This is a genomic window from Paraburkholderia sp. EG304, from assembly GCF_046543485.1.
Classification (GTDB): Bacteria; Pseudomonadota; Gammaproteobacteria; order Burkholderiales; family Burkholderiaceae; genus Paraburkholderia; species Paraburkholderia youngii.
In genome coordinates, this window is sequence record NZ_JBKGUA010000036.1 from 1 (window position 1) to 25,362 (window position 25,362).

Below are 25,362 nucleotides of genomic sequence, written 5' to 3' on the forward strand. Positions count from 1 at the left end.
CCATGAAGGTGAAAAGCGTGCTTACCCAGATCAATACCGACCAATGTGACGTTTTGCATGGCAGATCTCCCAAGGAATCCCGGCAGAGTACCCCTGCTGCGGGGAGGGGGTGACCATCCCATTACAGGTTGTGCTATGGGTTAACAGCCCCTACAAAGCCTTTTTGAAACCGTTTCTAAACCGCTATCATCGATGTTCGCCCTAGAGGAGAACGACCGATGAGCCGACCAGATTTCATCAAACACTGGACTGAACTCGAAGAACCGGATGCGCATTCCTATCGCGGCGATACCGAGCCAATGGCGCTAGACGCGCCGCTTTCCGCCGCACTCGGCATTACGCGTATTGGCATTCATCATGTGAGGCTTCTGCCCGGCCGGCGAACGTCATATCCGCACGCCGAAAGTACCGAGCAGGAGTTCGTGTACGTGCTCGAGGGCAAGCCCGACGTCTGGATCGACGGCGTGCTGCATCCCATTGCTGAAGGCGATTCCGTCGCGTTTCCGGCAGGCACCGGAATCTGCCACACCTTCATCAACAATACGAACGACGAAGTCAGGCTGATGGTGATCGGCGAACGTCCGCGCGACGACAACCGTATTCGTTACCCGCTCAACGAAGCGTACGAACTTACCCGCGAGGACCGCTGGGTGGACTGGCCCGCTAGACCACTCGGCGACCATAACGGGATGCCGGACTGAGGCTTACGCGGATGACCGCAATGGCGATTAAGCATGATTCGTCCACGCGAATTGAATGGCCGCTTGCTGGTTGGATCCGACATCTGACCGTCCGCGCAATGGTGCGGACGAATGACGCTTCTTGGCCGACGCCGGCAGTTTGCTAACAGCCCGCATGGTTCAACATGACCTCTGGGCGAACTACCGCAGTCGACCCTGAACCGCCGCTTGAGCAACCACAGCTTCGGCGGCAGCTATCGAAGTGATCCGGTCATCCGCGCCGGCGCCTCATGGGTAGCGCACGGTCTATTGCAGAAACCCTGCGTTACGCAGCGCTTCCTCAGCGGCCTGATGATCTTGAACGGATGCGCCGCCAGAAATGCCGATGCCCCCAACCAGATGCCCTTCGTGGAAGATCGGTACGCCACCGCCGACCGGCGTCAGCCGCGGATGGTGTGCCAGCGGGGCAACGGCGGGCTCGGCCATGTACTGATTCCATTGGTGCGTGGCCATGCCGAACGATGCGGCGGTCCATGCCTTGTCAATGGCGACGCCAACGGTGAGGAACGGGGCGGTATCCGCGCGCTCGAAAGCGCGCAGGTGACCTCCCGCGTCCGTAATGGCGATTGTCGCGGCGAATCCGCGCGCGGCGCAGGCGCGGCGCGCCTCGGCCAGCAGTGCTTGCGCGGCTTCCAGGCTGATCGTTGTCGTGCTGATGATTTGCGATGTCATGTTGATGCTCGTTCTCAGAAGGGTTCAGTGGTTGGCGACGACGACCTTGCCGATCATGTTGCCCGCCTCGACCAGCGCATGCGCTTCGATCAGACCTGCGGCGTTGATGCCGTCAATGCGGCGGGTCAGCGTGTGCTTGAGGCGGCCCAGATCGACCAGCTGCGCCGCGCGGCGCAGCAACGCTTGTTGCCGCGCGAGGGTGTCGGTGGTGAACATCGCGCGGGTGAACATCAGCTCCCAGTGAATCGAGATGGATTTTCCCTTGAACGGGCCGATGTCCAGACCCACCGGGTCGTCGATGAGGGCGAACTGGCCTTCCGGGCGCAGCACGGCGGCGATCTGAGGCACGTAGGCGGCGCTGTTGTTCAACCCCGCAACATGGGTGACGTGCTCGATACCGAGCGCGGCCAGTTGAGCTGCCCAGGGCTGATGGTGATCGAGGACGTAATGTGCGCCATGGGCCAGCACCCACTCGCGGGTTTCCGGCCGCGAGGCCGTGCCGATGACGGTCATACCAGTCAGCTCACGTGCCAGTTGGGTCAGAATCGAGCCGACGCCGCCCGCCGCTCCGATGACGAGCAGCACGTTGTTGTCGGTCGGATCCGCTGCCTGAACACGCAGACGGTCGAACAGCAGTTCCCACGCGGTGATCGCGGTCAGCGGCAACGAAGCGGCTTCTGCGAAATCCAGTGAGGTCGGCATGGGTCCGACGATGCGTTCGTCCACGGCGTGCAGTTCGCTGTTGCAGCCGGGCCGCTTGATGTCCCCCGCGTACCAGACACGGTCGCCTGGCTTGAAGCGGGTGGCCAGCGGACCGGTCGCGCGGACGATTCCCGCCGCGTCCCAGCCGGCGATGCGCGCACCGCCTTCCGGAACATCTCCACCGCGCCGGATCTTGGTATCGACCGGGTTGACCGATAGCGCTTTCACCTCCACCAGCAGATCGTGGTCGCGCAGTTCCGGTGTCGGCAGCTCGATATCCTGCAGCGCCTGCGGGTGGCTGATGGGATGGTTCTGATAGAAGCCGATGGCTTTCATACACGTGGTCTCCAAGGGGCAATGAGACCATGTTATCTTTCGTCGATATACGGATAAATACGCGCCAAGCTCAAACAGTTTCGGCATTTCAATGAAAATGATTCGACTCGATGACGTCCAGATCTTCGTGCACACGGTGGACTACGGCAGCTTCTCGGAGGCGGCGCGCCAGTTGAATATCGCGCCCGCCCATGCGAGTGCGTCAGTGCAGCGACTCGAAAGGGCGCTGGACACGCGCCTGTTCACCCGTTCGACGCGAAGCATGCAACTGTCGGACGCCGGGGAGCGATATCTGCCGCATGCGCGGGTCATGATTGGTGCGCTGGAGCAAGGCGAGCAGGCCCTGGCAAACAGCCGGGGGGCGCTGACCGGGCCGCTGCGGCTGTCCGCTCCGTCTGACTTTGGTCGAAACCTGCTATTGCCGTGGCTCGATGAATTTCAGCACCTGCATCCTGGATTGTCGCTGCACCTGAAAATGAGCGACCGGGCGGCCGACCTGATCCGCCAGCCGCTGGATGCCGTCGTGCGCTACGGAGCGCTAGCTGATTCGTCTCTTCTGGCCATGAGGCTGGTCGACAACAACCGACGTGCATTGTGTGCCGCGCCGTCATACCTCGAGCGGCATGGCGCACCGGCCAAAGTAGAGGACCTGCGGCGACACAACTGCCTTCGGTATGTCTGGAGCGAGCAGATACACGAACGCTGGTGCTTTACCCCGCCTGGTGGCGATCGCACCGTGGCAGTCACGGGTAATCGCATCAGCGACGATGCCGATGTTGTCCGTCGCTGGGCGATAGCCGGGGAAGGACTTGTCTATAAGTCGCGGCTGGACCTCATCGACGATCTGAAGGCAGGTCGACTGGTGGAGTTATTTCCCCCGGAGTATTGCGAACCTGCGCCGCTGCACCTGATTTGTGCTCACCGTGCGCAACTGTCGCCGGCGATCAACGCGTTGCATGCTTTCCTGCAGGAGCGATGTGCTGCATTGCTCGCCAGCTATCCATTGAGAGGGCACTCAGGCCGTACTCGCGATTTAAATGGCCGCCTCCAGGGCGCAACGGACGTCTGAATGTCCGAACGTCGTTGCCCGCGAAGGTCGTCTGTTGGCCGTACTGAGTCCGACAGCCCCTCACCAATTCCGTATCCTTGCGCCTCGATCTGCGGGAATGCGGCGAATCACTGCGCGGCGACGACAATACTTCGTTAGCCGACCGCGCTTTCCTTCGGCGACGCGCACCCTGCCACCGCCAGCACCGTACTACCCACCCGCGTCCCGCGTGTGGCACTGTCGTCAAGCGCATACTCGACGCAACGCCTCGCCAGCACGTCGGTCGGATCGACGAGCCGCACCACCCGCCCTCCCGCACACGCGAGCGCTTGCTCATGCAACAGCAACGGCAACTCGGTGCAAGCGAGCACGATGACCAGCACGCCCCGCGCGACCAGATCGTCGACGGCCGCCGCGAGGTCGTCGCAGCATTCGCCCGATGTATGCCCCGCCTTCGCGCCGCGCGGCCCATAGATCGCGTTCATCAGACGCGCTTGCGCGGCCGCGGACGGCGCGATCTGCACGAGGCCGCGCGCGTCGAGCGCCTGTTCGTAGACGCGGCTCGCGAGCGTGCCCGAAGTGGCCAGCACGCCCACTTCGCGCAGCTCCGGAAAGGTCTCGCGCAGATAATCGGCGGTACAGGTGAGCATATTGACGATCGGCACGCGCAGCGCCGGCTGAAGCCGCTCGACGAACGCATGCGCGGTATTGCACGGAATCGCGATCAGATCCGCGCCGCCCTCCTCGAGCGTCTTGCAGGCCGCGTACAGCGCGAGGGTGGGATCGTCGCCGCGACCGAACAGCGCCGCGGTACGGTCCGGGATCTGCGGATTCTGCTCGACCATGATCCGGATATGGTCCTGATCGCGCGAGGCCGGCGTGTTGCGCACGACCTTGGCCATGAAATCGACGGTCGCGGCCGGCCCGATGCCGCCGACCACGCCGAGGCGAAACGCCCGCTGCGGCTGCGGATACTGCGCCGCCGCGACATAGCGCGCGTACACCTGGTTCGAATCGACGAGCGGCACCTCGATGCACCCGAGCGCGCCCAGCACGAGGCCGATTTCCGTGAGCCCCGGCACGATCACGTCGACGCCCTGTGCGACCAGGTCCGCGCACGCCGCGCACAGCAATTCGACGGGCCGCCCGTGCAGGCGGCCAGCGCGAATGCCCTCGTCGCCGAAAACGGCGCTCGTCACACAGTCGAAACCAGTGTCGTTGCGCGGATAGCACACGTCGAACTGGCCGGCTTCGAAGTAACGCTCGAACAGGCCGTTCGCGCGAATCGCCGCCGACGTCAGCACGCCGATGCGCCGGGCGCCGTCGCGCCGCGCCGACGGATAGGTGCGCCGCACGTGCTCGGACAACGCGGTCATGATGTTGGCGACCGGCACGGCGACGTTGGCCGTGAGTTCGTCGATGAAGGTGTGGCTCAGAAAGCATGGCAGCACGATCGCATCGACACCGCGCTTTTCGAACGCGCGCATCGTGTCGAGCACGTGGATCTTGAACCGCGCGTCCGTCGCATCGGGCGCCGCGAGCCCGGGCCACGAGCGCGGTTCGAGAATCAGATCGAAGGGGCGCGCGGCACCTGGCCGGCGCGACGCCGTGCTCAGCCGGCCGAGGATGTCGGCGCTGGCGAACTGGGCCGCGCCAGTCGCCACACCCAGCGAACGAAAACGCTTCATGGTCAGATCCCCCGGTCGTTCTGTGCGTCCACCCTCGCTCGCGGGTGGCTTTCTGCGCGCTTGAGAATGACACTATGCGAGACGCAGATGTCCAGGGGTTAACCACGTCAAAGCACCTTTGGGTTTGCGCTGGTTCAACTCACCGGCTCGAAAATCTCCCGCAGCCACTGCGCGAACACCCGCACCCGCGACGACAACTGCCGGTTCTGCGGATACAGCACCGACACCGGCATCGGCGGCGGCGGATAGTCCGCCAGAATGATCCGCAACCGTCCCGCCGCGAGTTCGTCATCGACACGGTAGCGCGGCACCTGCACGATGCCGAGCCCGGCAATCGCCGCGCCCGCGTACAGTTCTGCGCCGCTGACCGACACCGCCGACGGCAACACGAGCGCGGTATCCCGCCCGTCGACGCGGAATTCGAGCGGCAGCGGCTTGCCGGTCGCACTCGACACGTAGTTGACCGCGCGATGCGTCGACAGCGCGCCGGGATCGGCCGGCTCGCCATACGCGGCCAGGTACGAAGGACTCGCGACCGTCACCTGCTGCAGCTGCGCGACGCGCCGCCCGACCATCGACGAATCCTGCAGCACGCCCGCGCGCAGCACGCAATCGATGCCCTCGCGCACGAGGTCGACGAGCCGGTCGTCCTCGCCGATCATCAGTTCGATGTCGGGAAAGCGTTCCAGAAACGCGGGCAGCGCCGGCACCACGAAATGCCGCGCGAGCGTGCCCTGCACGTTCACGCGTAACAGCCCCTTCGGCGCAACATTGGAGAACGCCCCCTCGGCCTCCTCCATGTCGGCGATCAGACGCACGCAGCGCTGGTAGTGCGCTTCGCCGTCGGGCGTGAGCCGTACCGTGCGCGTCGTGCGTTCGAGCAGCCGCGCGCCGAGCCGCTGCTCGAGACGCTTCATCAGGTTGGTGACGGTCGCGCGCGGGATTTGCAGATCGTCGGCGGCGCGCGTAAAGCTCTGGCGCTCGGCGATCCGCACGAACACCCGCATTTCCTCGAAACGGTCCATATCGGCGGATTATTAAAGCGAATGGAATGATGATGGCGAGTCTAACCGGATTATCACGACGCGGAAAGCGCTCATCATTCACCTCACCGATCCACCACCTTCTGTGAGGAAACGAATCATGAGCACGAACCAACAACCGAAAGTCGCCATCGTCACCGGCGCATCGCGCGGCATCGGCACGGCAATCGCACAGCGGCTCGCAAAGGACGGCTACGCGGTCGCCGTCAACTACGCATCGAGCGCGGGCGAGGCCGACGCGCTCGTCGGCGCGATCCGCGAAGCCGGCGGCAAGGCGGTCGCGGTGCAAGCGGACGTGTCGAAGCCCGACGACGTGCGTCGCATGTTCGAGATCACCGAACGAGAACTCGGCAAGGTCGACGTGCTCGTCAACAATGCGGGCGTGATGAAGCCCACGCCGCTCGCCGACACGTCCGACGCGCTGTACGACCAGACCTTCGACATCAACGTACGCGGAACCTTCAACACGCTGCGCGAAGCGGCCGCGCGCCTGAACGACGGCGGACGCATCGTCAATTTCTCGACCAGCGTGCTTGCGCTGAACCTGCCGGGCTACGGCATCTATACGGCGACCAAGGCGGCCGTCGAAGCGTTCACGCGTGTGTTCGCGAAGGAACTGCGCGGGCGCAACATCACCGTGAATGCGGTCGCGCCGGGACCGATCGCGACCGCGCTGTTCCTCGAAGGCAAGACCGACGAGCAGATCGAAACCTTCGCGAAGATGCCGCCACTGCAACGCCTCGGCGAGCCGGAAGACGTGGCGGGCGTGGTCGCGTTTCTGGTCGGCCCAGATGCGAGCTGGGTCAATGGGCAGACGTTGCGGGCCAATGGCGGTTTGGCTTGATGGGATGCGGTGGTCCAGCGTGCTGCCGCGCTGGACCACCGCATGGCGCCCGCCGCGGCGCCTGGAACGCGATCGATCCGCCGCTCAAACCGCCTTCGGATTGCGTTCCGCGAAACCTTCCTGATGCCAGTACGGATACGCGGGGCGCACCGCGCTTGCCGCGTCGAGCTTCGCGACCTGCTCGGCCGTCAGATTCCAGCCGACCGCGCCGAGGTTCTGCCGCAGTTGCTCCTCGTTGCGCGCGCCGATCAGCAGCGTCGCGACGGTCGGCCGTTGCAGCAGCCAGTTCAGCGCGATCTGCGGCACGGTCTTGCCGGTTTCGGCGACGACTTGGTCGAGCGCGTCGAGCACGCGGAACAGATACTCTTCCGGCACCGGCGGCCCCATGTCGGCGGTCTTGTGCAGACGGCTCGTCTCGGGCAGCGGCTGGCCGCGCTTGAGCTTGCCGGTCAGACGCCCCCAGCCGAGCGGACTCCATATCACCGCACCCACGCCCTGGTCGACGCCGAGCGGCATCAGCTCCCATTCGTAGTCGCGTCCGACCAGCGAGTAGTAGGTCTGATTCGCGACGTAGCGCGGATAGCCGTAGCGGTCGGCGATATCGAGCGACTTCATCAGATGCCAGCCCGAGAAATTCGACACGCCGACATAGCGGATCTTGCCCGCCCGCACGAGGTCGTCGAGCGTGGACAGCACTTCGGGGATCGGCGTTTTCGCGTCGAAGCCGTGCAGCTGGAACAGGTCGATGTAATCGGTTTGCAGACGCTTGAGCGCCGCATCGACTGCGTTGATCAGATGGAAACGCGACGAGCCGACGCCGTTCGGATCGCCGTCGAAACGGAAGGTCGCCTTGGTCGACAGGATCGCCTTGTCGCGCTTGCCTTTCAGCGCCTCGCCGAGCACCGACTCGGACGCGCCCTTCGAATAGATGTCGGCGGTGTCGAACATCGTGACGCCCGCGTCGAAGCAGATGTCGATCAGACGCCGCGCTTCGGCGACGTCGGTCGCGCCCCACGCCTCGAAAAATTCACCCTTGCCGCCGAACGTACCAGTACCGAAACTCAGCACCGGCACCTTGAAACCCGATGCACCCAGATGTCCGTATTCCATTGCAGAATCTCCGTGGCATTGCCGTCGATGAACGGAGATTCAGTCTACGCGCGTCGGCGCAAACGCGTCATGAAGGCGACGCGCTCAGATCGGCCAACGCATCACGCACGGCGTCGATCACGCTGTCCCAGGCGCCGAGCTGCGGTTGACGGAAAAGACGCGCGGACGGGTACCACGGCGTGTCGCTGCGTTCGAGCAGCCAGCGCCAGCAGGTGTCGAAGCGGTTCAGAATCCAGACCGGTTTGTCTAGCGCGCCGGCCAGATGCGCGGTGGACGTGTCGACCGAAATCAGCAGATCGAGACTGGCGACGAGCGCGGCGGTATCGGCGAAATCGTGCAGCAGCTCCGTGTAATCGGCGACGCGTTCACGGTAGGCGCTTTCCGCGAGTTGCGCTGCGGCCGCGCCCTTCTGCACGCTGAAGAAGCGTACGTTCGGCACGTCGAGGAGTGGCGCGAATTGCTCGAACGCGAGCGAGCGACGCGCATCGATCTTGCGCAGCTCCGCGACATGCGCGCGGTTCTCGCCGGCCCATACGAGGCCGACATTCAGCGGTTTGATTGCGTTGCGATCCGCATTGGTGTTGCCGTCGGATTCGATACGCTCGCGCCATTCATTGGCGGCCGCTGGCTGCGCAAAAAGATACGGCGTGGCTGCCGGAATGCTCGCTTCGTCGGTGCGGAACGCAAGCGGCAAGCTCAGCAACGGGCAATGACAATCGAACCGCGGCAACGGCTGGCCCGCTTCGATCAACTGATCGACACCATCGAGCGTCGACAGCAGCCGCAACAACGGACCCGGCACTTCGAGCACGACCTTCGCGCCCAGCTTCGCGACGAGCGTCGCATAGCGGCAGAATTGCAGCGTGTCGCCAAGGCCCTGTTCCGCATGCAGCAGGATCGTTTTGCCGTCGAGCGGAAAATCGCCGAGCCACAGCGGCTGCGCGAACGCGCGCCGGCCGGCCTTGATGCGGCTACGCTCCCAACGCCATTCGTATTCGCGCCAGCCGCTCTCGAAGCGGCCCATTTGCAGCAGGCACAGCGCCTGGTTCCAGTGCGTTTCAACCGACGCCGGACTCAACGCAAGCGCGCGCTGATAGCTCGATAACGCCTGTTCGCGCTGATTCAGATCGATCTGCGCGAGACCGAGGTTGTTCCATGCATCGACGAAACCAGGAGAGAGTTCCAGCGCGCGCTGGTAGCAGCGCTCTGCTTCGTGCGGCTGGTTCAGATCACCGAGCACGTTGCCGCGATTACTCCACGCATCCGGATAGCCGGGCTGCAATGCGAGCGCCTGGTCGCAGCTATCGAGTGCATCGGCGTAACGGCCGAGATCGCGCAGCACGCATGCGCGATTGTTCCAGGCCGGCGCGAACTCCGGCACGATAGACACCGCGACCTCGTAGCTCGCGAGCGCTTCGAGCGGACGGTTCAGCGCCGCCAATGCGTTGCCGCGATTGTTCAATGCATCGGCGAATTTCGGCTGCATCACGAGCGCCCGATCGGCGCACGCAAGCGCTTCGTCATGACGCTGCAACGCGTTCAGCGCATAGGCGAGATTCGAATGCACGGCCGGCTGTCTCGCGTTCACCGCGAGCGCCTTCTTCAGCAGATCGACGCCTTCCTGCAAACGGCCCGTTTGCAGCGCGAGTTCGCCGAGCCAGCGCAACGCGTCGCCGTGCTTCGGCTTCAGTTCGAGAATCTCGCGATACATCTCCTCTGCTTCGACGAGCGCGCCGTTCTGTTGAAGCGCGACGGCTTGTCGAAGCAGATGGTCCAACTGTTGCGGCAGACTGGCTTGCTTGCTCATGCGGTACCTGGAATCGAAGGCGCGAAGAATCGTCGGATGAAGCGCACGATTATCGCTGAAAAGCCTCGATTCGAAGTACCGCCGCCGTGTTGCGTCGCGCCGCCGCTTATTGCGCGGCCACGGACAGATGCTTGCGCTTCGCGAGTTCCTGCGCCATCGCGTAGTGCTGCTGGATCGTGGGCAGCGCCTGCTTCGCCGCGGCCTTCAACTTCTCGTCGCGGCCCGCTGCGATTTCCGCCTGGAACGCGGACAACGCTTTCTGCTCACCCGCGAGCGCGACCTGCTCGATATACCTCTTGTCGAAATCGGCGCCGCGCAGATTGTTGATGCTGGCGAGCACGGCCTCGTCGGGATCGTTCTTCGGCACGTCGACACCGCGCGGACTCGCCGCGCGCAATGCGTCGGTGATCTTCGCGTCGTCATCCGACACGCGCTCGGCGAACGCCTTCACGTCGCGATCGGCCGAGCGCGCGGTGGCGATACGCGCGGCATCGCGCTGCGTCGCGACGGCTTTGGTGCCGTCCGCGATGAAGGTCTGATCGGCCGCATGCAGGCGGACTGCGTCCGCGGGCGCGGCGCTCTGCGCGCTGGCCACCGAGGCGGCCGTCAGAAGACCGCCGAAGCAGGCAGCAGCGGCGATGCGGGCAATAGCGACAGAAGGGACGGAAGGCAGGCGGATCATACGTTCTCCTTGAGTTGAAAGCATCTGAAAGCAAAACGAAGGACACGTGTGCGCCGCGAACGAAGCGTGCGATGCAAAACGCTGCGGACTGCTTGCGAGCCCAGCGCGGCGCCACGCTTTTATCGCTGCCGATTCTAGAAGCCATGCCGTCGGGCAGGTGAAACGCTGCTGTCGCTTCTGTAACCTTAGGTAACCCTCATATGAATGCGCACACGTTTGCGTGTCCGCGCCAATCACGCGCGCCGCTCGACACTGCGACGCAGTGCTGAATTTTTCGCCATCGGCGCCGATAACCAGAGACAGGCACCGCTTAGCACCGCTCAGCACCGCAATTCTGGAGAACGATTCCGATGGCAGACGACCACCGTGCCAATCACGAGCGCCACACCGAACGCAGCAACCTGACGAGTTCCAACAAGTTCGAACTGCTGCTATACCGCCTTGGCCACGTGCCGGGCAGCGACGCGCACGAACTGTATGGGATCAACGTGTTCAAGGTGCGCGAAATCTCGACGATGCCGACCATTACGCCGATCGCCGGATCGTCGCCGTACGTGATGGGCGCGGTCGACATTCGCGGGCAGATCATTCCCGTGATCGACCTGCCGCGGCTGATGGGCTGCGAGCCGACACGCGGCCTGAACATTCTGCTGGTCACCGAATTCGCGCGTTCGACGCAGGCGTTTGCGGTCGAAGAAGTCGACGAGATCGTGCGGCTCGAATGGAACCAGGTGCTGTCGGCCGATGGCTCGGCGGGCGGCAAGCTCGTCACGAGCATCGCGCGCATCGACGGCAATACCGGCGACTCGCGGCTCGCCCAGGTGATCGACGTCGAGCAGGTGTTGCGCGACGTGTTCCCGTCGCAGCATCCGAGCGTCGATCCGGCCTCGGTCGGTCAAGCGCTCGGCATCCGCCCCGGCGCGAAGATCCTGGCCGCCGACGACTCCGGCTTCGCGCGCAAACTGATCGAGCAGGCGCTCACCGCGATCGGCGCCGACTACATCATGACGAAGACCGGCGAAGAAGCGTGGCAGACGCTACAGGAGATCGCACGCGAAGCGCAGCAAAAAGGCATGCGCGCGAGAGACACCATCGCGCTGGTATTGACGGATCTGGAGATGCCGGAGATGGACGGCTTCATGCTGACGCGCCAGATCAAGGCCGATGCAAGCACGCGCGATATTCCGGTGCTCATCCACTCGTCGCTGACGGGCGCGGCTAACGAGGCGCATGTGAAGAACGCGGGCGCGAACGGCTATGTCGCGAAGTTCGCGGCGAGCGAGCTCGCCGATGCGATCCGTCAAGCGCTGGGCTGCGCGCCGGCGAAAGCGACGGCGGCTTGAGTCTCGCGAGCCGGGCGGTGAAGCGAATCGCCGCGCTCAACGATGCGCGGCAAGTTCGATCGAGAAATCCATCCGGCCGATCTCGACGCCCATCGTGTTGAGCCGCTTCGGTGCATGAAAGCCGTCGAGCGTCGCGCGTTGTTCAGGCGTGCCGATGTCGAGCACCGCGAGCAACTCCGCAGTGACCGCGTAGAGCGCGGCGGCATTGCCGTCCTCGATCTTCAGCGCGATGCCTAGCGCGCCCTTGGCACCCAGCCGAGCGGTTTGCCGCGACCCGCGCACGCCGATCGCATAGCTGCCGTCCGCACCGACTTTGCCGACCAGCGCGCCATCGAAAGCCTGCATCAGCAGCGTGCAGAAGCGCCCTTGCCCGCCGACCAGTTCCGGGTGCGACGTCATCGCGCGATAGATGCGCGCGAGCGCGGCCGTGCGCGGCGGCGTCGCGGCAGCTTCGGCTTCCTGCCGATCCTGTGCCGCCGCGAGCTTCGCGAACAGACGCGCGAGCCGGTCGAGCGGAAACGCCGGGGTCGGCAGATTGCAGCCGTCGATCGCCCATTGCACGCCGTCGTCCGGCAGATCGCACACGCTCGCGACCGTCTGCTTCACGCGCACCTGCAACGGGTGCCCGGGCAGTTCATAGCCGGCCAGCGCCGCGCCGATCGAACGCGCGCCGGCCAGCATGCCCGCATGCTTGCCCGAACAGTTGCTGCACACGCCGGTGGGCGTGAAGCCGCGCCGGATCCAGTCGATGTACACCGCATCCGACAACGGCGGATGACCGCCGCAGCGCAGGTCGGCCTCGCTCGCCTGCGCTTTCGCGAGCATCGCGCGCGTGCGTTCGATATGACGCGGCTCGCTGCTGTGCGATGCGCACATCAGCGCGAGATCGGCTTCGTCGAAACCACAACGTTCGAGCGCGCCGGTTTCGAGCACCGCGAGCGCCTGGGCCGGCTTCGCCGCGGAACGCGCGAGCGTCACGCGCGCGGCGTCGCCGAACGAATACAGTAGACGGCCGTCCGCATCGACGACCGCGACATGCGCCAGATGCGTGTTCTCGACGGACTCGCCGCGATAGATCGTCGCCGCGACCGGCGCGGCAGCATGCAGTTCGGATTGGCTCATCGGTATCGTCTCCGCGTCGTTTATTCGATCGGGCGATGGCGCCCAAGGCCCGGCATTCGATCAGGCGCTCGCCGCGAGCGCTTCTTCTTCTCGCTCCAGCGTGCGCGTGTGCCGCAGTTCGGGAAAGAATCGCATCCACAACAGCGCGATCGCGATCGTCGCGCAGCCGCCGACCAGCACCGCCGGCTGCGCGCCCCACCATCCGGCAGTCAGGCCCGATTCGAACTCGCCCAATTGATTCGACGTCCCGATGAACAGCGAATTGACCGCGCTGACGCGGCCGAGCATTTCATCGGGCGTGCGCAGTTGCACGAGCGACAGCCGCACCACCACGCTGATGGTGTCGGACGCGCCGAGCACCATCAGTGCGAGCAGCGACACGAGGAACTGATGCGACAGCCCGAACACGATCGTCGCGATGCCGAACGCGATCACGCCGCCGAACATCGCCGCGCCGGGCCGGTTGCGCAATGGAAAATGCGCGAGCCAGATCGTGCCCGCGAGCGCGCCGATCGCCGTGCCCGAGCGCAACAGGCCGAGACCGATCGGGCCCGCGTGCAGCACGTCGCGCGCGAAGATCGGCAGCAGCGCGGTCGCGCCGCCGAACAGCACCGCGAACAGATCGAGCGACAGCGCGCCGAGAATCACCGGCTCGCGGCGAATGAACGCGATCCCCGAAAAGATCGATTCGAGCGTGACGGGCGCGCGGCTCGCCGGCTTCACTTGCAGCGGAATGCTCCACACCGACGCGGCGGCGGCCGCGAACGACAGCGTGCACGCGAGATACGCGGCACCGGGACCGATGCCGTACAGCAGGCCACCGAGCGCGGGCCCGGCGATCTGCGCGGTCTGATTGGCGGACGTGGACCATGCGGTCGCCTTCGGCAGATAGCCGCGCGGCACGACGGCCGGCAGCAGCGACGACACGGCCGGCGATTCGAACGCGCGCGATGCGCCCACGCAGGCAGCCAGCACGTAGATCACCGGCGCGCTGATCCAGCCGCTGAAGGTACCGATCGCGAACAGCAATGCAGCGACGCTTTCGAGGCTCTGACAGACGGCGGCGATGCGGCGGCGATCGTAACGATCGGCGACATGGCCGACGACGAGCGTCAGCAGAAACATCGGCAGAAACTGTGCGAGACCGACGAGGCCAAGTGCGAACGCGCTATGCGTGAGCGCGTAGACATGCCAGCCCATCGCGACGGCGAGCATCTGGAACGACAGCGACGACAGGATGCGGGTGCACCAGAAACGCTGGAACGGCGGGTGTTTTGGCAGACTGAAATGCGGGGAATCGGCGGGATCGGTGGAGGCTGGGGGCATCGGTCGTTGCTCGTGACGGGGTGCATCGCGGCGTGGATTGGGCGGGCGCTAGTTTAGAGCAAGATCTGGGGGCGTGCAGGAAGGCGGCTGGCGTGGGCGGCGTGATGGGAGGCCGTTTCTATACTCACGTCGTAAGACTTAGCGCAATGATCTGGCGGCATGATCGGAGATCGGTTGGTTCTCGGCCCGTTCGACTGCATATATCGATGCCTCATGCATCGATGCGAGAAGCCGACCCGGTTGCGGCTATGATTGTGTGCGTTGGGCAGCCGCCCGTCAGGTGCGATTCACGCCTACGCCACCGGCCAGCGACACCGCCTAACACTCGAACTCCCGGAGGGCATCGAATGGTATTGGCGTGGCTCGTCCTACTTCCATTCATGGCCGCGGCGCTCATCGCGCTCACGAGGCAGCGAGCCGCCGCGCTCAGCACCTGGATCGCGTTCGCGACGGCGCTGTTCGGCTGCGCGCTGCTGCTGAGCGAACGCGTGGGCATGGCCGACCACGACGTGCTGCAATGGCGCCATCAGTGGGTGCCCGACATCGGCCTCGCGCTGTCGCTGCGCCTCGATGGCCTGTCGTTCATGTTCGCGTTGCTCGTACTCGCGATCGGCCTGCTGATCTTCATCTACGCTCGCTACTACCTCGCCGGCAGCGATGCGTTGCCGCGTCTGTACCTGCAGCTTCTGCTCTTCATGGGCGCGATGCTCGGCATCGTGCTGTCGAACAACCTGCTGCTGCTCGTCGTCTTCTGGGAACTGACGAGCCTCGTGTCGTTCCTGCTGATCGGCTTCTGGCCATCGCGGCCCGACGCGCGGCGCGGCGCGCGCATGGCGCTCACCATCACCGGCGCGGGCGGACTCGCACTGCTTGCGGCGGTGCTGCTGCTCGGCCACGTATGCGGCAGCTATGAGCTGAACGACGTGCTCGCCCAGCTTGCCAGGGTCCAGCACGATCCGCTCTATCCGGCGATTCTGCTGCTCACGCTATTCGCGGCGTTCACGAAATCCGCGCAGTTTCCTTTCCACTTCTGGCTACCGCACGCGATGTCCGCGCCCACGCCCGTGTCGGCCTATCTGCATTCGGCGACGATGGTGAAGGCCGGCGTGTTCCTGCTCGCGCGTCTCTATCCGGTCTTCGAAGGCACCCACCTGTGGGCGTACACGGCGACGGTGGCCGGGCTCGTCACGCTCGTCGGCGGCGCGGGGATGGCGTTGATCCAGCGCGATCTGAAGGGCCTGCTCGCTTATTCGACCATCAGCCATCTCGGCCTGATCGTGCTGCTGTTCGGCCTCGACACGCAACTGTCCACCGTCGCCGCGCTGTTTCACACGGTCAACCACGCGGTGTTCAAGGCGTCGCTCTTCATGGCGGCGGGCATCGTCGATCACGAAACCGGCACGCGCGATCTGGGCCGTCTGCGCGGCCTGCGCAGGTACATGCCGCATACGGCCTTGCTCGCGAGCGTGGCGTCGCTGTCGATGGCCGGCGTGCCGCTGCTCAACGGCTTTCTGTCGAAGGAAATGTTCTTCGGCGAAACGCTCGCGCAAAACATGTTCGGGCCGCTGAACTTCGCCGTGCCGGTCATCGCGATCGCCGCGGCGGCGCTCTCCGTGGCGTACTCGCTGCGTTTCGTGTGGGGCGTGTTCTTCGACGGCGAGACGCCGCGCGACCTGCCGCACTATCCGCCGCACGAGGCGCCGCGCTTCATGAGGCTGCCGGTCGAGATTCTGGTGGCGCTGTGCCTGCTGATCGGCCTGTTCCCGCAGCAAAGCATCGGCAGGCTGCTCGAGTCGGCCGCGTGGATCACGCTCGGCGGCAAGCTGCCCGACTACAGCCTGAGCCTGTGGCACGGCGTCAACACGCCGCTGGTGATGAGCGTGGTGTCGTTCGCGGCGGGCGCGACGCTCTTTTTCCTGCGCCGCAATACGTTCCGTCACCGTCGCACGGCGCTCACCGAGTTGAACGCGAGCGAGATCTTCGACCGCTTCGTGCAGCGTCTCGAACAGGGCGCCGGCGTGATCGTGCGCGTATTCGAGACGCGCTCGCTGCCGGCCTACCTCGCATGGCTGATCGCGGCGATGCTGATCGTGCCGGGCGTGCCGCTCGTCGCGCTCGACACATGGAGCGGCAGCCACCCGCGCCTGCCGCCCGATCCGTTCACGCTTGGCGGGCTCGTGCTGATGGCGTTGCTCGCCATCGGCGTGGTGCTGGTGCGTGCGCGCACGCTTTACGCGCTCGTGATGCTGAGCACCTGCGGTCTGCTCGTGTCGCTCGCTTTCGTGCGCTTCTCCGCGCCGGATCTCGCGCTCACGCAGATCTCCGTCGAAGTGGTCACGATCCTGCTGCTCGTGTTGGCCGTCTATTTCCTGCCCGCGCTGCAACGCGCGGTCGAGCCGCTCCCCGTCCGGCTGCGCAACGGTGCGCTCCCGCTCGCGGGCGGCGCTGTGCTCGGCGCCGTGTCGTACCGGATCATGACGAGCGCGCCGCTGCCTGGCATCGCACGGTACTTCCTCGCCAACGCGCTGCCCGGCGGCGGCGGCCATAACGTCGTCAACGTGATCCTCGTGGATTTCCGCGGCTTCGACACGATGGTCGAAATCAGCGTGCTGGTGGTCGCAGGGCTCGCCGTCAAGGCGCTGCTGCGCGGGCTGCGTCTGAAGTCGCCCGAGGCGGGGCCGGACGGCCGGCCGTGGTCGTCGCAATCGCATCCGCTGATGCTGGCGATCCTCGCGCGGCTGATGCTGCCGCTCACCGTGCTCGTCGCGGTGTTCGTATTCCTGCGCGGCCACAACCTGCCCGGCGGCGGCTTCATCGCATCGCTGATCGTCTCGATCGCGCTGTTGCTGCAGTACGTCGCGAGCGGGGTGCTGTGGACCGAGTCGCGCATCCACCTCAACTACCGCGCGCTCGCGGGCCTCGGCATTCTGATCGCCGCGGCCACGGGGCTCGGCAGCCTCGCGTTCGGCCAGCCGTTCTTGACCAGCGCGTTCGGGCATCTGCACGTGCCGCTGATCGGCGAGATCGAACTGTCCACGGCAATGCTGTTCGATCTCGGCGTGATGGGCGCGGTAGTCGGCACGACGCTCACGATCGTCTCGCACCTAGGCGTGCGCGACAAGGACATGCAGTCCGTGGAGAAAAGCTGATGGAAGCCGCCTTTGCCGTCGCGATCGGCGTGCTTTGCGCGTGCGGCATCTACCTGCTGCTGTGCGCGCGCGTGTTGCCGGTGATTCTCGGCATCACGCTGTTCTCCTATGCGATCAACCTGTTCCTGCTCGGCATGGGCCGGCTCGCGATCGGCAAACCCGCGGTGATCACGGCGGGGGCGCAATACGTCGATCCGGTGCCGCAGGCGCTCGTGCTGACGGCCATCGTGATCGGCTTCGCGATGACGGCCTTCACCGTGGTACTCGCGCTGCGCTCGTTCGCGAGCACGGGCAACGATCACGTCAATGGCGAGGAGACGCGCGGCGCATGAACCACGTCCTCCTGCTCCCGATCCTGATTCCGCTCTTTTGCGCGGGCGTGATCGTCGCGCTGCCGCTGCGCGCGAAGCGCCTGCAGCGTGCGCTGAACGCGCTCGCCATCATCGCGCTGCTGCCTGTCGCGTGCCTGCTGATGGCTCGCGCCGCGCAAGGCGAGATCGTCAGCTACGCGCTCGGCGCATGGCCCGCGCCGTTCGGCATCGTGCTCGAACTCGACCGGCTCGGCGCGCTGATGCTGGTGCTCACCGCCGTGCTCGCGGTCTGCTGCCTGCTCGGCACGTCGAGCGAGGACGCGAGGCGCGGCCGCTATTTCCGCGCGCTGTTCCAGTTCGAGCTGATGGGCCTGAACGGCGCCTTCCTCGCGGGCGATCTCTTCAATCTGTTCGTGTTTTTCGAGCTGCTGCTGATCGCGTCGTACGCGCTGCTGCTGCATGGTGGCGGCGCGCGACGGGTGCGCAACGGACTGCACTATCTGTTGCTGAACCTCGTCGGTTCGTCGTTCTTCCTTGTTGGGATCGGCGTGCTCTACGGCGTCACGGGCACGCTGAACATGGTCGACATGGGCGAACGTCTGGCTCGGCTCGGCCCCGAGACGCTGCCGCTCGCGCAATTCGCGGGTGCGACGCTGATGCTGGTGTTCGGCCTCAAGGCCGCCGTGTTTCCGATGTCGTTCTGGTTGCCGCAGGCCTACCGCAGCGCCATCGGCCCGGTGGCCGCGCTGTTCGCGATCATGACCAAGGTCGGCATCTACGCGATGCTGCGCTGCGATGCACTCGTGTTCGGCGCTGCGGGCGGCTTGCTCGATTCGTTCATGCATCAGTGGGCATGGTGGCTCGCGATCGCGACGATCGCGTTCGGCGCGCTGGGTGCGCTGGCGGTGTCGAGTCTGAAGACCACGACGGGCTATCTCGTGCTGGTTTCGGTGGGGCTGCTGATCGCGGCGATCGCGCAACAGACGCCGCTTGCATGGAGCGCGCTGCTCTACTACCTGATCAGCACGACGCTCTGCACAGGCGCGCTGTTCTTGCTCGCCGACACGCTCGAACCCGAACAAGCATCGACAGCACACGCGATCCATCCAGCCGTTTCCGCCGATGCCGATGCCGATGCCGATGCGGTCGAGCCCGGCTCGCTCGAAGCGCTCGACGACGCGGCCGCGGCGGTCTTCTCGCCCGACCCCGACGGCGAGGCGGTGGCGACGCGGGCGCGCATGCGGCCGCTGCAGGTCGAGACGGCCGGCGCGCTCGCCGTGCTCGCCGCGGAACCGGCTCGCGCCGACGCCGAAGCTCCGGTCGACGCCACCTCGCGCACGCGTGCACCGTGGCCGTCGAACCTTGCCGCGCTGCTCTATCTGATCGCCGCGGTGGGTGCCGCGGGCTTGCCGCCGCTCTCGGGTTTCCTCGGCAAGGCGATGGTGCTGGCCGCCACGCCGAGCGGCGCGGCCGTCGTGCTTTGGCCGGCCGTGCTGTTATCAGGCCTGCTGTCGATCGTCGCGCTGAGCCGCACGGGCACGCGCCTGTTATGGGCCGCGCCGGCCGCGCGCGCCGCCGAAGGCAAAGAGGAGCACACGCCGCGCGGCAGCAACGCGAAGCTCGCCGCCTGCGCGGTCCTGCTCGGCTGCGTCGTGGCGATCACGCTCGGCGCGGGCGCGGTACGGCACTATCTCGCCGATACTGCCGCGCAGCTATTCGATCGCGCCGCGTATGTGCACGCGATCCTGCCCGGGCCGCGATCTTCGCCACCAGCGGCCGCCGCACCCTCGGCCGACATTCAGGGGAACCGATGATGCTGAAAAGGCTCTTTCCCCACCCATGGCTCACCGCGTTGCTGATCATCTGCTGGGTGCTGCTGATGAACGACATCTCGCCGGGCAATCTACTGCTCGGCGCCGTGCTCGGCTGCGTGATCTCTTTTCGCGTCGCCGAAGGCTTGTGGCTGCGGCCGATGCATTTCGGCCGGCCGTGGCTGCTCGTGCGTCTTGCCTGGCATGTGTTGGTCGACATCATCGTGGCCAACGTCGAGGTCGCGCTGCTCGTGCTCGGCCCGACCAGGCGGCTGCGCCCGGCGTTCATCGAAGTGCCGCTCGACAGCACTCACGAGATCGCGCTCACGGTGCTCATCAGCGTGGTCTCGCTGAGCCCCGGCACGCTGTGCGCCGAACTCAGCGACGACCGCACGCGCCTCACCGTGCACGTGCTCGACCTCGACGACGAAGCGGCGCTCATCGCGCTGATCAAGTCCCGTTATGAAGCCCCGTTGATGGAGATCTTCGCATGCTAGCCATCGTGATTCCGATCTCGCTCGCGATCCTCGGCATCGCGTTCCTGCTCACGCTGTGGCGCCTCGTGCGCGGTCCGTCGCTGCCCGATCGCATCGTCGCACTCGACACGCTGAACATCAATGCGATCGCGATGATCGTCGTGTACGGCATCAGCCTGCGCTCGACGGTTCTCTTCGAGGTGGCGCTGCTGATTGCCGTAATGGGTTTCGTGGGCACGGTCGCGCTCACCAAGTACCTGCAGCGCGGCGACATCATCGAACTCAACTAGCGTGAAGTATGCCGATGGAAACCTTTGTCGAAGCGATCGTCTGTTTGCTGTTGCTCGCCGGCAGTCTGTTTACGCTGATCGGGGCGGTCGGGCTCGCGCGACTGCCTGACTTCTTCATGCGGCTGCACGGTCCGACCAAGTCGACCACGCTCGGTGTCGGCGGCATCGTGCTCGCGTCGGTGGTGTATTTCAGCGCGCGTAACAACTTCGCGAGCCTGCATGAGTTACTGATTCCTGCGTTCCTGTTTCTTACCGCGCCGATCAGTGCGCATATGCTGGCCAAGGCGGGGACCCAGCAGGGGGTGCCGCTGTGGCGGGCGACGCGGGGGCGGCCGCCTGCCACGGGGGCGAGTGCGAAACGGGGGGATACGGGGGAGTCGCGGGAGAGCGATGACGGGTGAGGCGTGCCGGGCGTCGGGCTTCGCTTGACGTTGATGCGCAAGCTCCGTGTCACGCAAACTCCTTTCTGAACTCCACCGACGACCACGACGTAATCGAAGGACCCTGCCTCGCCGAACGTCGTCCGCGGCGGAACCTGAATTCCGCAGTGACGGGTACATCGTGTTCCTGGCTCAATGCGATGAACGCAAGCTCGTGCAAGTCCGCATCGAGTGAAACCGCATTCACATCGCGGAGCAGCGCGTCACGTACCGGACGCGTATCTGCCTTATGAAGTGATGCTGGCGTGACGCAGCCGTGGTATCGACCTGCGCCGTCGCATACATAGCCGCACTCCACGCCCGTCCTTCATGATGCCAATCCGCCCGCCAATCTTGATGGCTTCTTCGATGTCGTGCGAAATGAACACGATGGTCCGCTGCTCTTCCTTCTGTAGCCGCAAAAGCTCGTTTGCATTTCGAACCGAATCAGCGGGTCGAGTGCCGGGAACGCCTCGTCCATCAGAAGCACCGAAGGGTTCACGGCCAGTGCGCGTGCAAGGCCGACGCGCTGCTGCATGCCGCCGGACAATTCGCTGGGAAGCAGCTTTTCGTACGAGCCCAGACCGACTCGCGTCAGCGCGGCACGCGCGGTATCGTACCGTTCGGCCTTCTTCAGACCAGCGACCTCGAGTCCGTACGCGATGTTGTCGAGTACCGTGCGATTCGGCAGAAGCGCGAACGACAGGAGAGGAGTCGAACCAGCGTCGACTTACCGGAACCCGACAGGCCCGTCACCGCGAAAATCTCGCCCGCCTTGACGGTGAGACTGACGTCATTGACTGCAACCATGTTGCCGGTCTTTTCGAAAATCTCGTTCCGACCGAGACCTTGCTTCACGAGTTCAGCGGCGCGCTCGGGCTTCGGTCCGAAGATTTTCGACAGATTCTTGACCGAAAGAATATCGGTCCCGGAGACTGCGACTGATTTCGCTGCGGCGGAAAGGTCTTCCACGTTGATTGCACCGGGATGGACTACGTCTGCTGGTGCGAACGTCAGGGTTTGGGCCATTCTGTCATCTCAATTGGCAGGTTAAAAAAAAATTGAAGCGCGTGACGTATTGACCTTTTCAGGGCGTAACTTGCGTGTCTCGCTCCTCTTAGCCGCCTCCGAGCCGGTTTCATCGCAGAAGTGCGAATGCAAGAGCCGAAAGCAAACATTGCGGCGCCGTGCAATTGAACGAAACGCTATATTTTGCGGAGGACGCAGAATAACCATGCGTAGATCGCGTTCAACGGTGCCTAATGCATGCGTTGCAGAGTAGCGCGTCAAATTGCACTACCCAGGTACATTTTCTGGGTACTTTTCCATACATTTGGTAATAGGGGACTTTTGTGTAGTTCTTGCAGAAAAGCGCGACTGCAAATGGAATTCGTTTGAAGCCAAAGGGCTCGGGTTTGTGGCTGACCATTGCTGGCAGGAGGAAACCTCCGACGCTTACAAAGCGCGGGACGTCGTATAGGGGACTGTCCTAGGTCTATCGGAATCCTGCGTAACTTGCCTATCAAATCGATGGAACAAAACGCGAGAAGAAAGGTGCGATGAGCAGATCGTCCCCCGAAAGGGAGGGATTCCAGATCCCCCCAATGGAGCTACGATGGTCAAGACCGGGGAGGTGTCATGGACAATCTGTTTTTTCGCCGCGTTTTGCTGGTCGAAGACGAGGGGCTAACGCGCTCGGCGATGAAAAGCCTGATCCTCAGCTCGGAGCCGACGCTCGATATCGATGAAGCCGGCAGCTATGACGAGGCCGTCGAACGGTTGCAGCGCGACGCTTATGACCTGATCTTTCTCGACTATCAGCTAGGGCGCGAGCACACCGGGCTCGAGTTGTTGCATTGGGTGCAGCAGCAGGAACTGTCGTTACACGTCGTGATGCTCTCCGCGCGCGACGATCGCGAAACAGTGCTCGACTGCATCAAGAATGGCGCGGGTGGCTTCATTTCCAAAGCCAGCGAAGAAGGCGGCGCGGTATTTCGCGAAGCCTTACAAACAATTCTGAACGGACGCGTGTACCTGCCCAATAGCGTGCTCGGCAAAGGCGGACACACCCCACAAGCGCCGGCGCCCAGCAAAGGCATTCCGATCGACTCGCTGAATCTGCCGCCGCGACTCGCGCAGACCTTGCGCTACGTGCTGCATGGACTATCGAACAAGGCGATCGCGCGAAAAATGTGCATTACCGAGAACACGGCGAAAGAGTACATCAGCGATTTGTTGAGCCGTTTCAATGTATCGCGGCGCACGTTCCTGATCGTCGAGATGGCGCGCCGCGGCATCGAGATTCCCACCGCCGCGCAAGCATCGGCAACCTGAGGCGCTGGTTATACGCAAACGCCATGCGCAAGTGCTAGACGACACTGCGTTGACGGCTCGCCAGTTCGACCATGCGCGCCGCCAGCGTTTCGGCGGAAAGCGGCTTGCTGAGTATGCAACGCTCCGGCAAAACGCCCTGCGCATTGATGCCGGCCTCGCCGGTGATGACGAGACATGGCACCGGCCGCGGCAATTGCACTGCAATCAAATGGACCACGTCGTGCGCAGTGTGACGCTCGGGCAGCCGATAGTCGGTAATCACGAGATCGGGCAAGCGTTCGATCGTATGCACCAAAGTCTCCAGCTCGGCGAGTGAATTCGCGGAATCGAACAACACGCCCCACTGCCCGAACAACGCCTCCGTCGACGCGCGCACCAGCCTGTCGTCTTCGACCAGCAGGATATACAGGCCGCGCAACGAAGCCCGCGAAGGCGCGACGTCCGTCATCGGCACAGCCACTTCGGTGCCGGCTTGCGCAACCGGCAAACGAATCGAAAAGCGCGAGCCTTTGCCCTCGATCGACTTGAACTCCATCCGGTGACCTTCCATCAGCGACACCGCGGCATTGACGATCGATAGCCCGAGACCCAAGCCTTTTTCCCGATCGCGTTCGGGATTGCTGATCTGCACGAAGGGTTGGAAAATCGCGTCCCAATGCTTCGACGCGATACCGATGCCGTTGTCGACGACATCGACGCGCACGTAGTTGCGCATGCGCACGATCGCGACGATGACGGCGCAACGTCCGGCCTTCGCGCGATCGGCGTATTTGATGCCATTTGAAACGAGGTTGCTCAGCACGCGCGGAATCCAGTCGGCGTCGGTCCTGACCATCGCGCAGTTGCGGCCGCCGCGCGAGTAGCGCAGCTTCACGCCGAGACTCGCCGCGAACGGCGCCAGCTGCTCGACGACATCCTGCGCGACGCGGTCCAGATCGACACCCGAATAGCTCGGTTTGACGTGGCCCGACTCGAGCTTCGACAGATCGAGCACGGCATTGAAGAGCCGCGCGCTCAGCGCCGACGCCTTGCGTGCATCGCCGATCAGTGCGGTCGAAGTCTCGATGTCGTGCTTCGCGAGCGCCTCGTCGGCAGCCGCGAGGAACATGTTCAGCGCGTGCATCGGTTGCCGCAGATCATGCGCCGCCGCGGCGAGAAAGCGCGATTTGGCGCGGCTCGCCTGCTCGGCGGCTTCTTTCTGCTGCTCGCGCAACGCCATCAGCGCATCCGAGCGCGTCTGCTGCTCGCGCCGCGCCTGCTCCAGATCCTGATGCTTGCGCGCGAGTTCCACATTGGCATCCTGCAACGCGCCATTGCTGTGCGCGAGCGCCTGCACGGCGAGATAGCGATCGCGCACATGCCGCTCCGCATTCACGTTCACGCTATGTCCGATCACCACGACGTTGGCGATGTAGAACATGCCCGCCCAGAAGAGGTCCGGATCGATTCCTTGCGACACAAGCTGGGCCAGCAGGATCGCGCCGGTTGCGCCGAGCGTCAGCAGTAACGTCGCCTTCGCACGCAAACGCAGAAAACCGAATTGATAGAACAGGATCAGGTAGAAGCCGACGAAGAAATGGGTGTAGTTGAAGGGCCGTGGTGCGAGGAAAGTCTGCACGGTCAGGCAGACGAACATGACCGCCATCCCGGACAGCATGACCCGATGCGCAGTCTCATCGCGCACGAACGTCGGCCGGAACGACAGCACGATTGCGGCCGTTGCGGCGAGCGTTCCCGCGACGCGGAAAAAGAAGATCTCGGCGAAGTACGGCCGGAATGCCTCGCTATGACGCGCAAGACTGATCTCCCACCAGCCGAAGCACATCCACACCAACGTACCGAGAATGATCGCCGCGCGGCGGAAATCGGCGAAACCGCGTCCATATTCGATGGTGAACTGGCGCTCGACCTCGGGGTCGGCGAAACGCGCGGGCCAGCACAATGTTTCGACGAGCCGCGCGATGAATGTCGCGAGCGCGGGCTGCTGTTGCAGGCGTTTCAAGGCAGACGCCTGCGGCAAGCTGAACAGGTTCATCGTCGTTGGTCGCGATCGGCGCTGGCCGGGCGCGTTGATGAAGGTAGCTCAATCATTCTAGGTCGCGCCTTCCC

Annotated in this window: 21 protein-coding genes and 1 pseudogene; 11 read left to right on the forward strand and 11 right to left on the reverse strand. The window is 64.5% G+C overall.

The features are described from left to right. Window positions 1–218: 218 nt before the first annotated feature. Window positions 219–701: a cupin domain-containing protein gene (locus ACLFKU_RS30765; RefSeq protein WP_368587572.1), complete on the forward strand. Its 483-nt coding sequence runs from the start codon at window positions 219–221 to the stop codon at window positions 699–701. Window positions 702–986: 285 nt separating this feature from the next. On the opposite strand, the gene ACLFKU_RS30770 is transcribed toward ACLFKU_RS30765, so the two are convergent. Next, window positions 987–1,412 (reverse strand): GlcG/HbpS family heme-binding protein, encoded by a 426-nt coding sequence (locus tag ACLFKU_RS30770; protein WP_410851613.1) that lies wholly within the window; start codon window positions 1,410–1,412, stop codon window positions 987–989. 24 nt (window positions 1,413–1,436) lie between these two features. Then, window positions 1,437–2,450: a zinc-binding alcohol dehydrogenase family protein gene (locus ACLFKU_RS30775; RefSeq protein ID WP_410851614.1), complete on the reverse strand. Its 1,014-nt coding sequence runs from the start codon at window positions 2,448–2,450 to the stop codon at window positions 1,437–1,439. A 97-nt stretch (window positions 2,451–2,547) separates the two neighbouring features. Between ACLFKU_RS30775 and ACLFKU_RS30780 the strand changes: the two genes are divergently transcribed. After that, the gene (locus ACLFKU_RS30780; RefSeq protein ID WP_410851668.1) at window positions 2,548–3,519 is read left to right on the forward strand and encodes a LysR substrate-binding domain-containing protein; all 972 of its coding nucleotides are present in this window, start codon (window positions 2,548–2,550) and stop codon (window positions 3,517–3,519) included. A 134-nt stretch (window positions 3,520–3,653) separates the two neighbouring features. On the opposite strand, the gene ACLFKU_RS30785 is transcribed toward ACLFKU_RS30780, so the two are convergent. Continuing rightward, the gene (locus tag ACLFKU_RS30785) at window positions 3,654–5,186 is read right to left on the reverse strand and encodes an amino acid racemase (protein ID WP_368586724.1); all 1,533 of its coding nucleotides are present in this window, start codon (window positions 5,184–5,186) and stop codon (window positions 3,654–3,656) included. A gap of 134 nt (window positions 5,187–5,320) precedes the next feature. After that, window positions 5,321–6,211, reverse strand: coding sequence for a LysR family transcriptional regulator (locus tag ACLFKU_RS30790; RefSeq protein ID WP_368586723.1), 891 nt, complete (start codon window positions 6,209–6,211; stop codon window positions 5,321–5,323). Window positions 6,212–6,329: 118 nt separating this feature from the next. On the opposite strand from ACLFKU_RS30790, the gene ACLFKU_RS30795 reads away from it, so the two are divergent. After that, the gene (locus ACLFKU_RS30795) at window positions 6,330–7,073 is read left to right on the forward strand and encodes an SDR family oxidoreductase (protein ID WP_410851615.1); all 744 of its coding nucleotides are present in this window, start codon (window positions 6,330–6,332) and stop codon (window positions 7,071–7,073) included. Window positions 7,074–7,157: 84 nt separating this feature from the next. Here the strand turns inward: ACLFKU_RS30795 and ACLFKU_RS30800 are convergent, their stop codons facing one another. The 3 genes from ACLFKU_RS30800 to ACLFKU_RS30810 all read right to left on the reverse strand — a co-directional run bounded on the left by ACLFKU_RS30800 (window position 7,158) and on the right by ACLFKU_RS30810 (window position 10,672). After that, on the reverse strand, window positions 7,158–8,183 hold the full coding sequence (locus ACLFKU_RS30800; RefSeq protein WP_410851616.1) for an aldo/keto reductase: 1,026 nt from the start codon (window positions 8,181–8,183) through the stop codon (window positions 7,158–7,160). Window positions 8,184–8,250: 67 nt separating this feature from the next. After that, window positions 8,251–9,990, reverse strand: a complete 1,740-nt coding sequence (locus tag ACLFKU_RS30805; RefSeq protein WP_410851617.1) for a tetratricopeptide repeat protein — start codon at window positions 9,988–9,990, stop codon at window positions 8,251–8,253. Between the two features lie 106 nt (window positions 9,991–10,096). Further along, window positions 10,097–10,672, reverse strand: coding sequence for a DUF4142 domain-containing protein (locus ACLFKU_RS30810; protein ID WP_410851618.1), 576 nt, complete (start codon window positions 10,670–10,672; stop codon window positions 10,097–10,099). Window positions 10,673–11,022: 350 nt separating this feature from the next. Here ACLFKU_RS30810 and ACLFKU_RS30815 point away from each other — a divergent pair, with 350 nt between their 5' ends. Further along, complete coding sequence (locus ACLFKU_RS30815; protein WP_410851619.1) at window positions 11,023–12,015, forward strand: chemotaxis protein CheV; 993 nt, start codon at window positions 11,023–11,025, stop codon at window positions 12,013–12,015. 36 nt (window positions 12,016–12,051) lie between these two features. Here ACLFKU_RS30815 and ACLFKU_RS30820 read toward each other — a convergent pair whose 3' ends face one another. Both ACLFKU_RS30820 and ACLFKU_RS30825 read right to left on the reverse strand, forming a co-directional pair. Further along, window positions 12,052–13,137 carry an asparaginase gene (locus ACLFKU_RS30820; protein ID WP_410851620.1) on the reverse strand — a complete coding sequence of 362 codons (1,086 nt, stop codon included), beginning with the start codon at window positions 13,135–13,137 and terminating at the stop codon, window positions 12,052–12,054. A gap of 60 nt (window positions 13,138–13,197) precedes the next feature. Beyond that, window positions 13,198–14,463: an MFS transporter gene (locus ACLFKU_RS30825; protein ID WP_410851621.1), complete on the reverse strand. Its 1,266-nt coding sequence runs from the start codon at window positions 14,461–14,463 to the stop codon at window positions 13,198–13,200. A gap of 347 nt (window positions 14,464–14,810) precedes the next feature. Between ACLFKU_RS30825 and ACLFKU_RS30830 the strand changes: the two genes are divergently transcribed. Genes ACLFKU_RS30830 through ACLFKU_RS30855 form a run of 6 tightly spaced genes read left to right on the forward strand, consistent with a single transcriptional unit; the run spans window position 14,811 to window position 20,901 of the window. After that, window positions 14,811–17,612 carry a monovalent cation/H+ antiporter subunit A gene (locus ACLFKU_RS30830; protein WP_410851622.1) on the forward strand — a complete coding sequence of 934 codons (2,802 nt, stop codon included), beginning with the start codon at window positions 14,811–14,813 and terminating at the stop codon, window positions 17,610–17,612. Continuing rightward, window positions 17,612–17,944, forward strand: coding sequence for a Na+/H+ antiporter subunit C (locus ACLFKU_RS30835; protein ID WP_410851623.1), 333 nt, complete (start codon window positions 17,612–17,614; stop codon window positions 17,942–17,944). The genes ACLFKU_RS30830 and ACLFKU_RS30835 overlap by 1 nt, the downstream gene beginning before the upstream one ends. Next, window positions 17,941–19,737, forward strand: a complete 1,797-nt coding sequence (locus tag ACLFKU_RS30840; RefSeq protein WP_410851624.1) for a monovalent cation/H+ antiporter subunit D — start codon at window positions 17,941–17,943, stop codon at window positions 19,735–19,737. Before ACLFKU_RS30835 ends, ACLFKU_RS30840 begins: the two co-directional genes overlap by 4 nt. Further along, window positions 19,737–20,231: a Na+/H+ antiporter subunit E gene (locus tag ACLFKU_RS30845; RefSeq protein ID WP_410851669.1), complete on the forward strand. Its 495-nt coding sequence runs from the start codon at window positions 19,737–19,739 to the stop codon at window positions 20,229–20,231. The genes ACLFKU_RS30840 and ACLFKU_RS30845 overlap by 1 nt, the downstream gene beginning before the upstream one ends. After that, on the forward strand, window positions 20,225–20,500 hold the full coding sequence (locus tag ACLFKU_RS30850) for a K+/H+ antiporter subunit F (protein ID WP_368586712.1): 276 nt from the start codon (window positions 20,225–20,227) through the stop codon (window positions 20,498–20,500). The genes ACLFKU_RS30845 and ACLFKU_RS30850 overlap by 7 nt, the downstream gene beginning before the upstream one ends. Window positions 20,501–20,508: 8 nt before the next feature. Beyond that, complete coding sequence (locus ACLFKU_RS30855) at window positions 20,509–20,901, forward strand: Na+/H+ antiporter subunit G (RefSeq protein ID WP_410851625.1); 393 nt, start codon at window positions 20,509–20,511, stop codon at window positions 20,899–20,901. Window positions 20,902–21,236: 335 nt separating this feature from the next. Here ACLFKU_RS30855 and ACLFKU_RS30860 read toward each other — a convergent pair. Beyond that, window positions 21,237–21,948: pseudogene (locus ACLFKU_RS30860) on the reverse strand (ATP-binding cassette domain-containing protein); the annotation flags it as partial. A gap of 609 nt (window positions 21,949–22,557) precedes the next feature. Between ACLFKU_RS30860 and ACLFKU_RS30865 the strand changes: the two are divergent. Further along, window positions 22,558–23,253 (forward strand): response regulator, encoded by a 696-nt coding sequence (locus tag ACLFKU_RS30865; RefSeq protein WP_368586710.1) that lies wholly within the window; start codon window positions 22,558–22,560, stop codon window positions 23,251–23,253. Window positions 23,254–23,287: 34 nt separating this feature from the next. On the opposite strand, the gene ACLFKU_RS30870 is transcribed toward ACLFKU_RS30865, so the two are convergent. Further along, the gene (locus ACLFKU_RS30870; RefSeq protein WP_410851626.1) at window positions 23,288–25,255 is read right to left on the reverse strand and encodes a hybrid sensor histidine kinase/response regulator; all 1,968 of its coding nucleotides are present in this window, start codon (window positions 25,253–25,255) and stop codon (window positions 23,288–23,290) included. Window positions 25,256–25,362 lie beyond the last annotated feature (107 nt).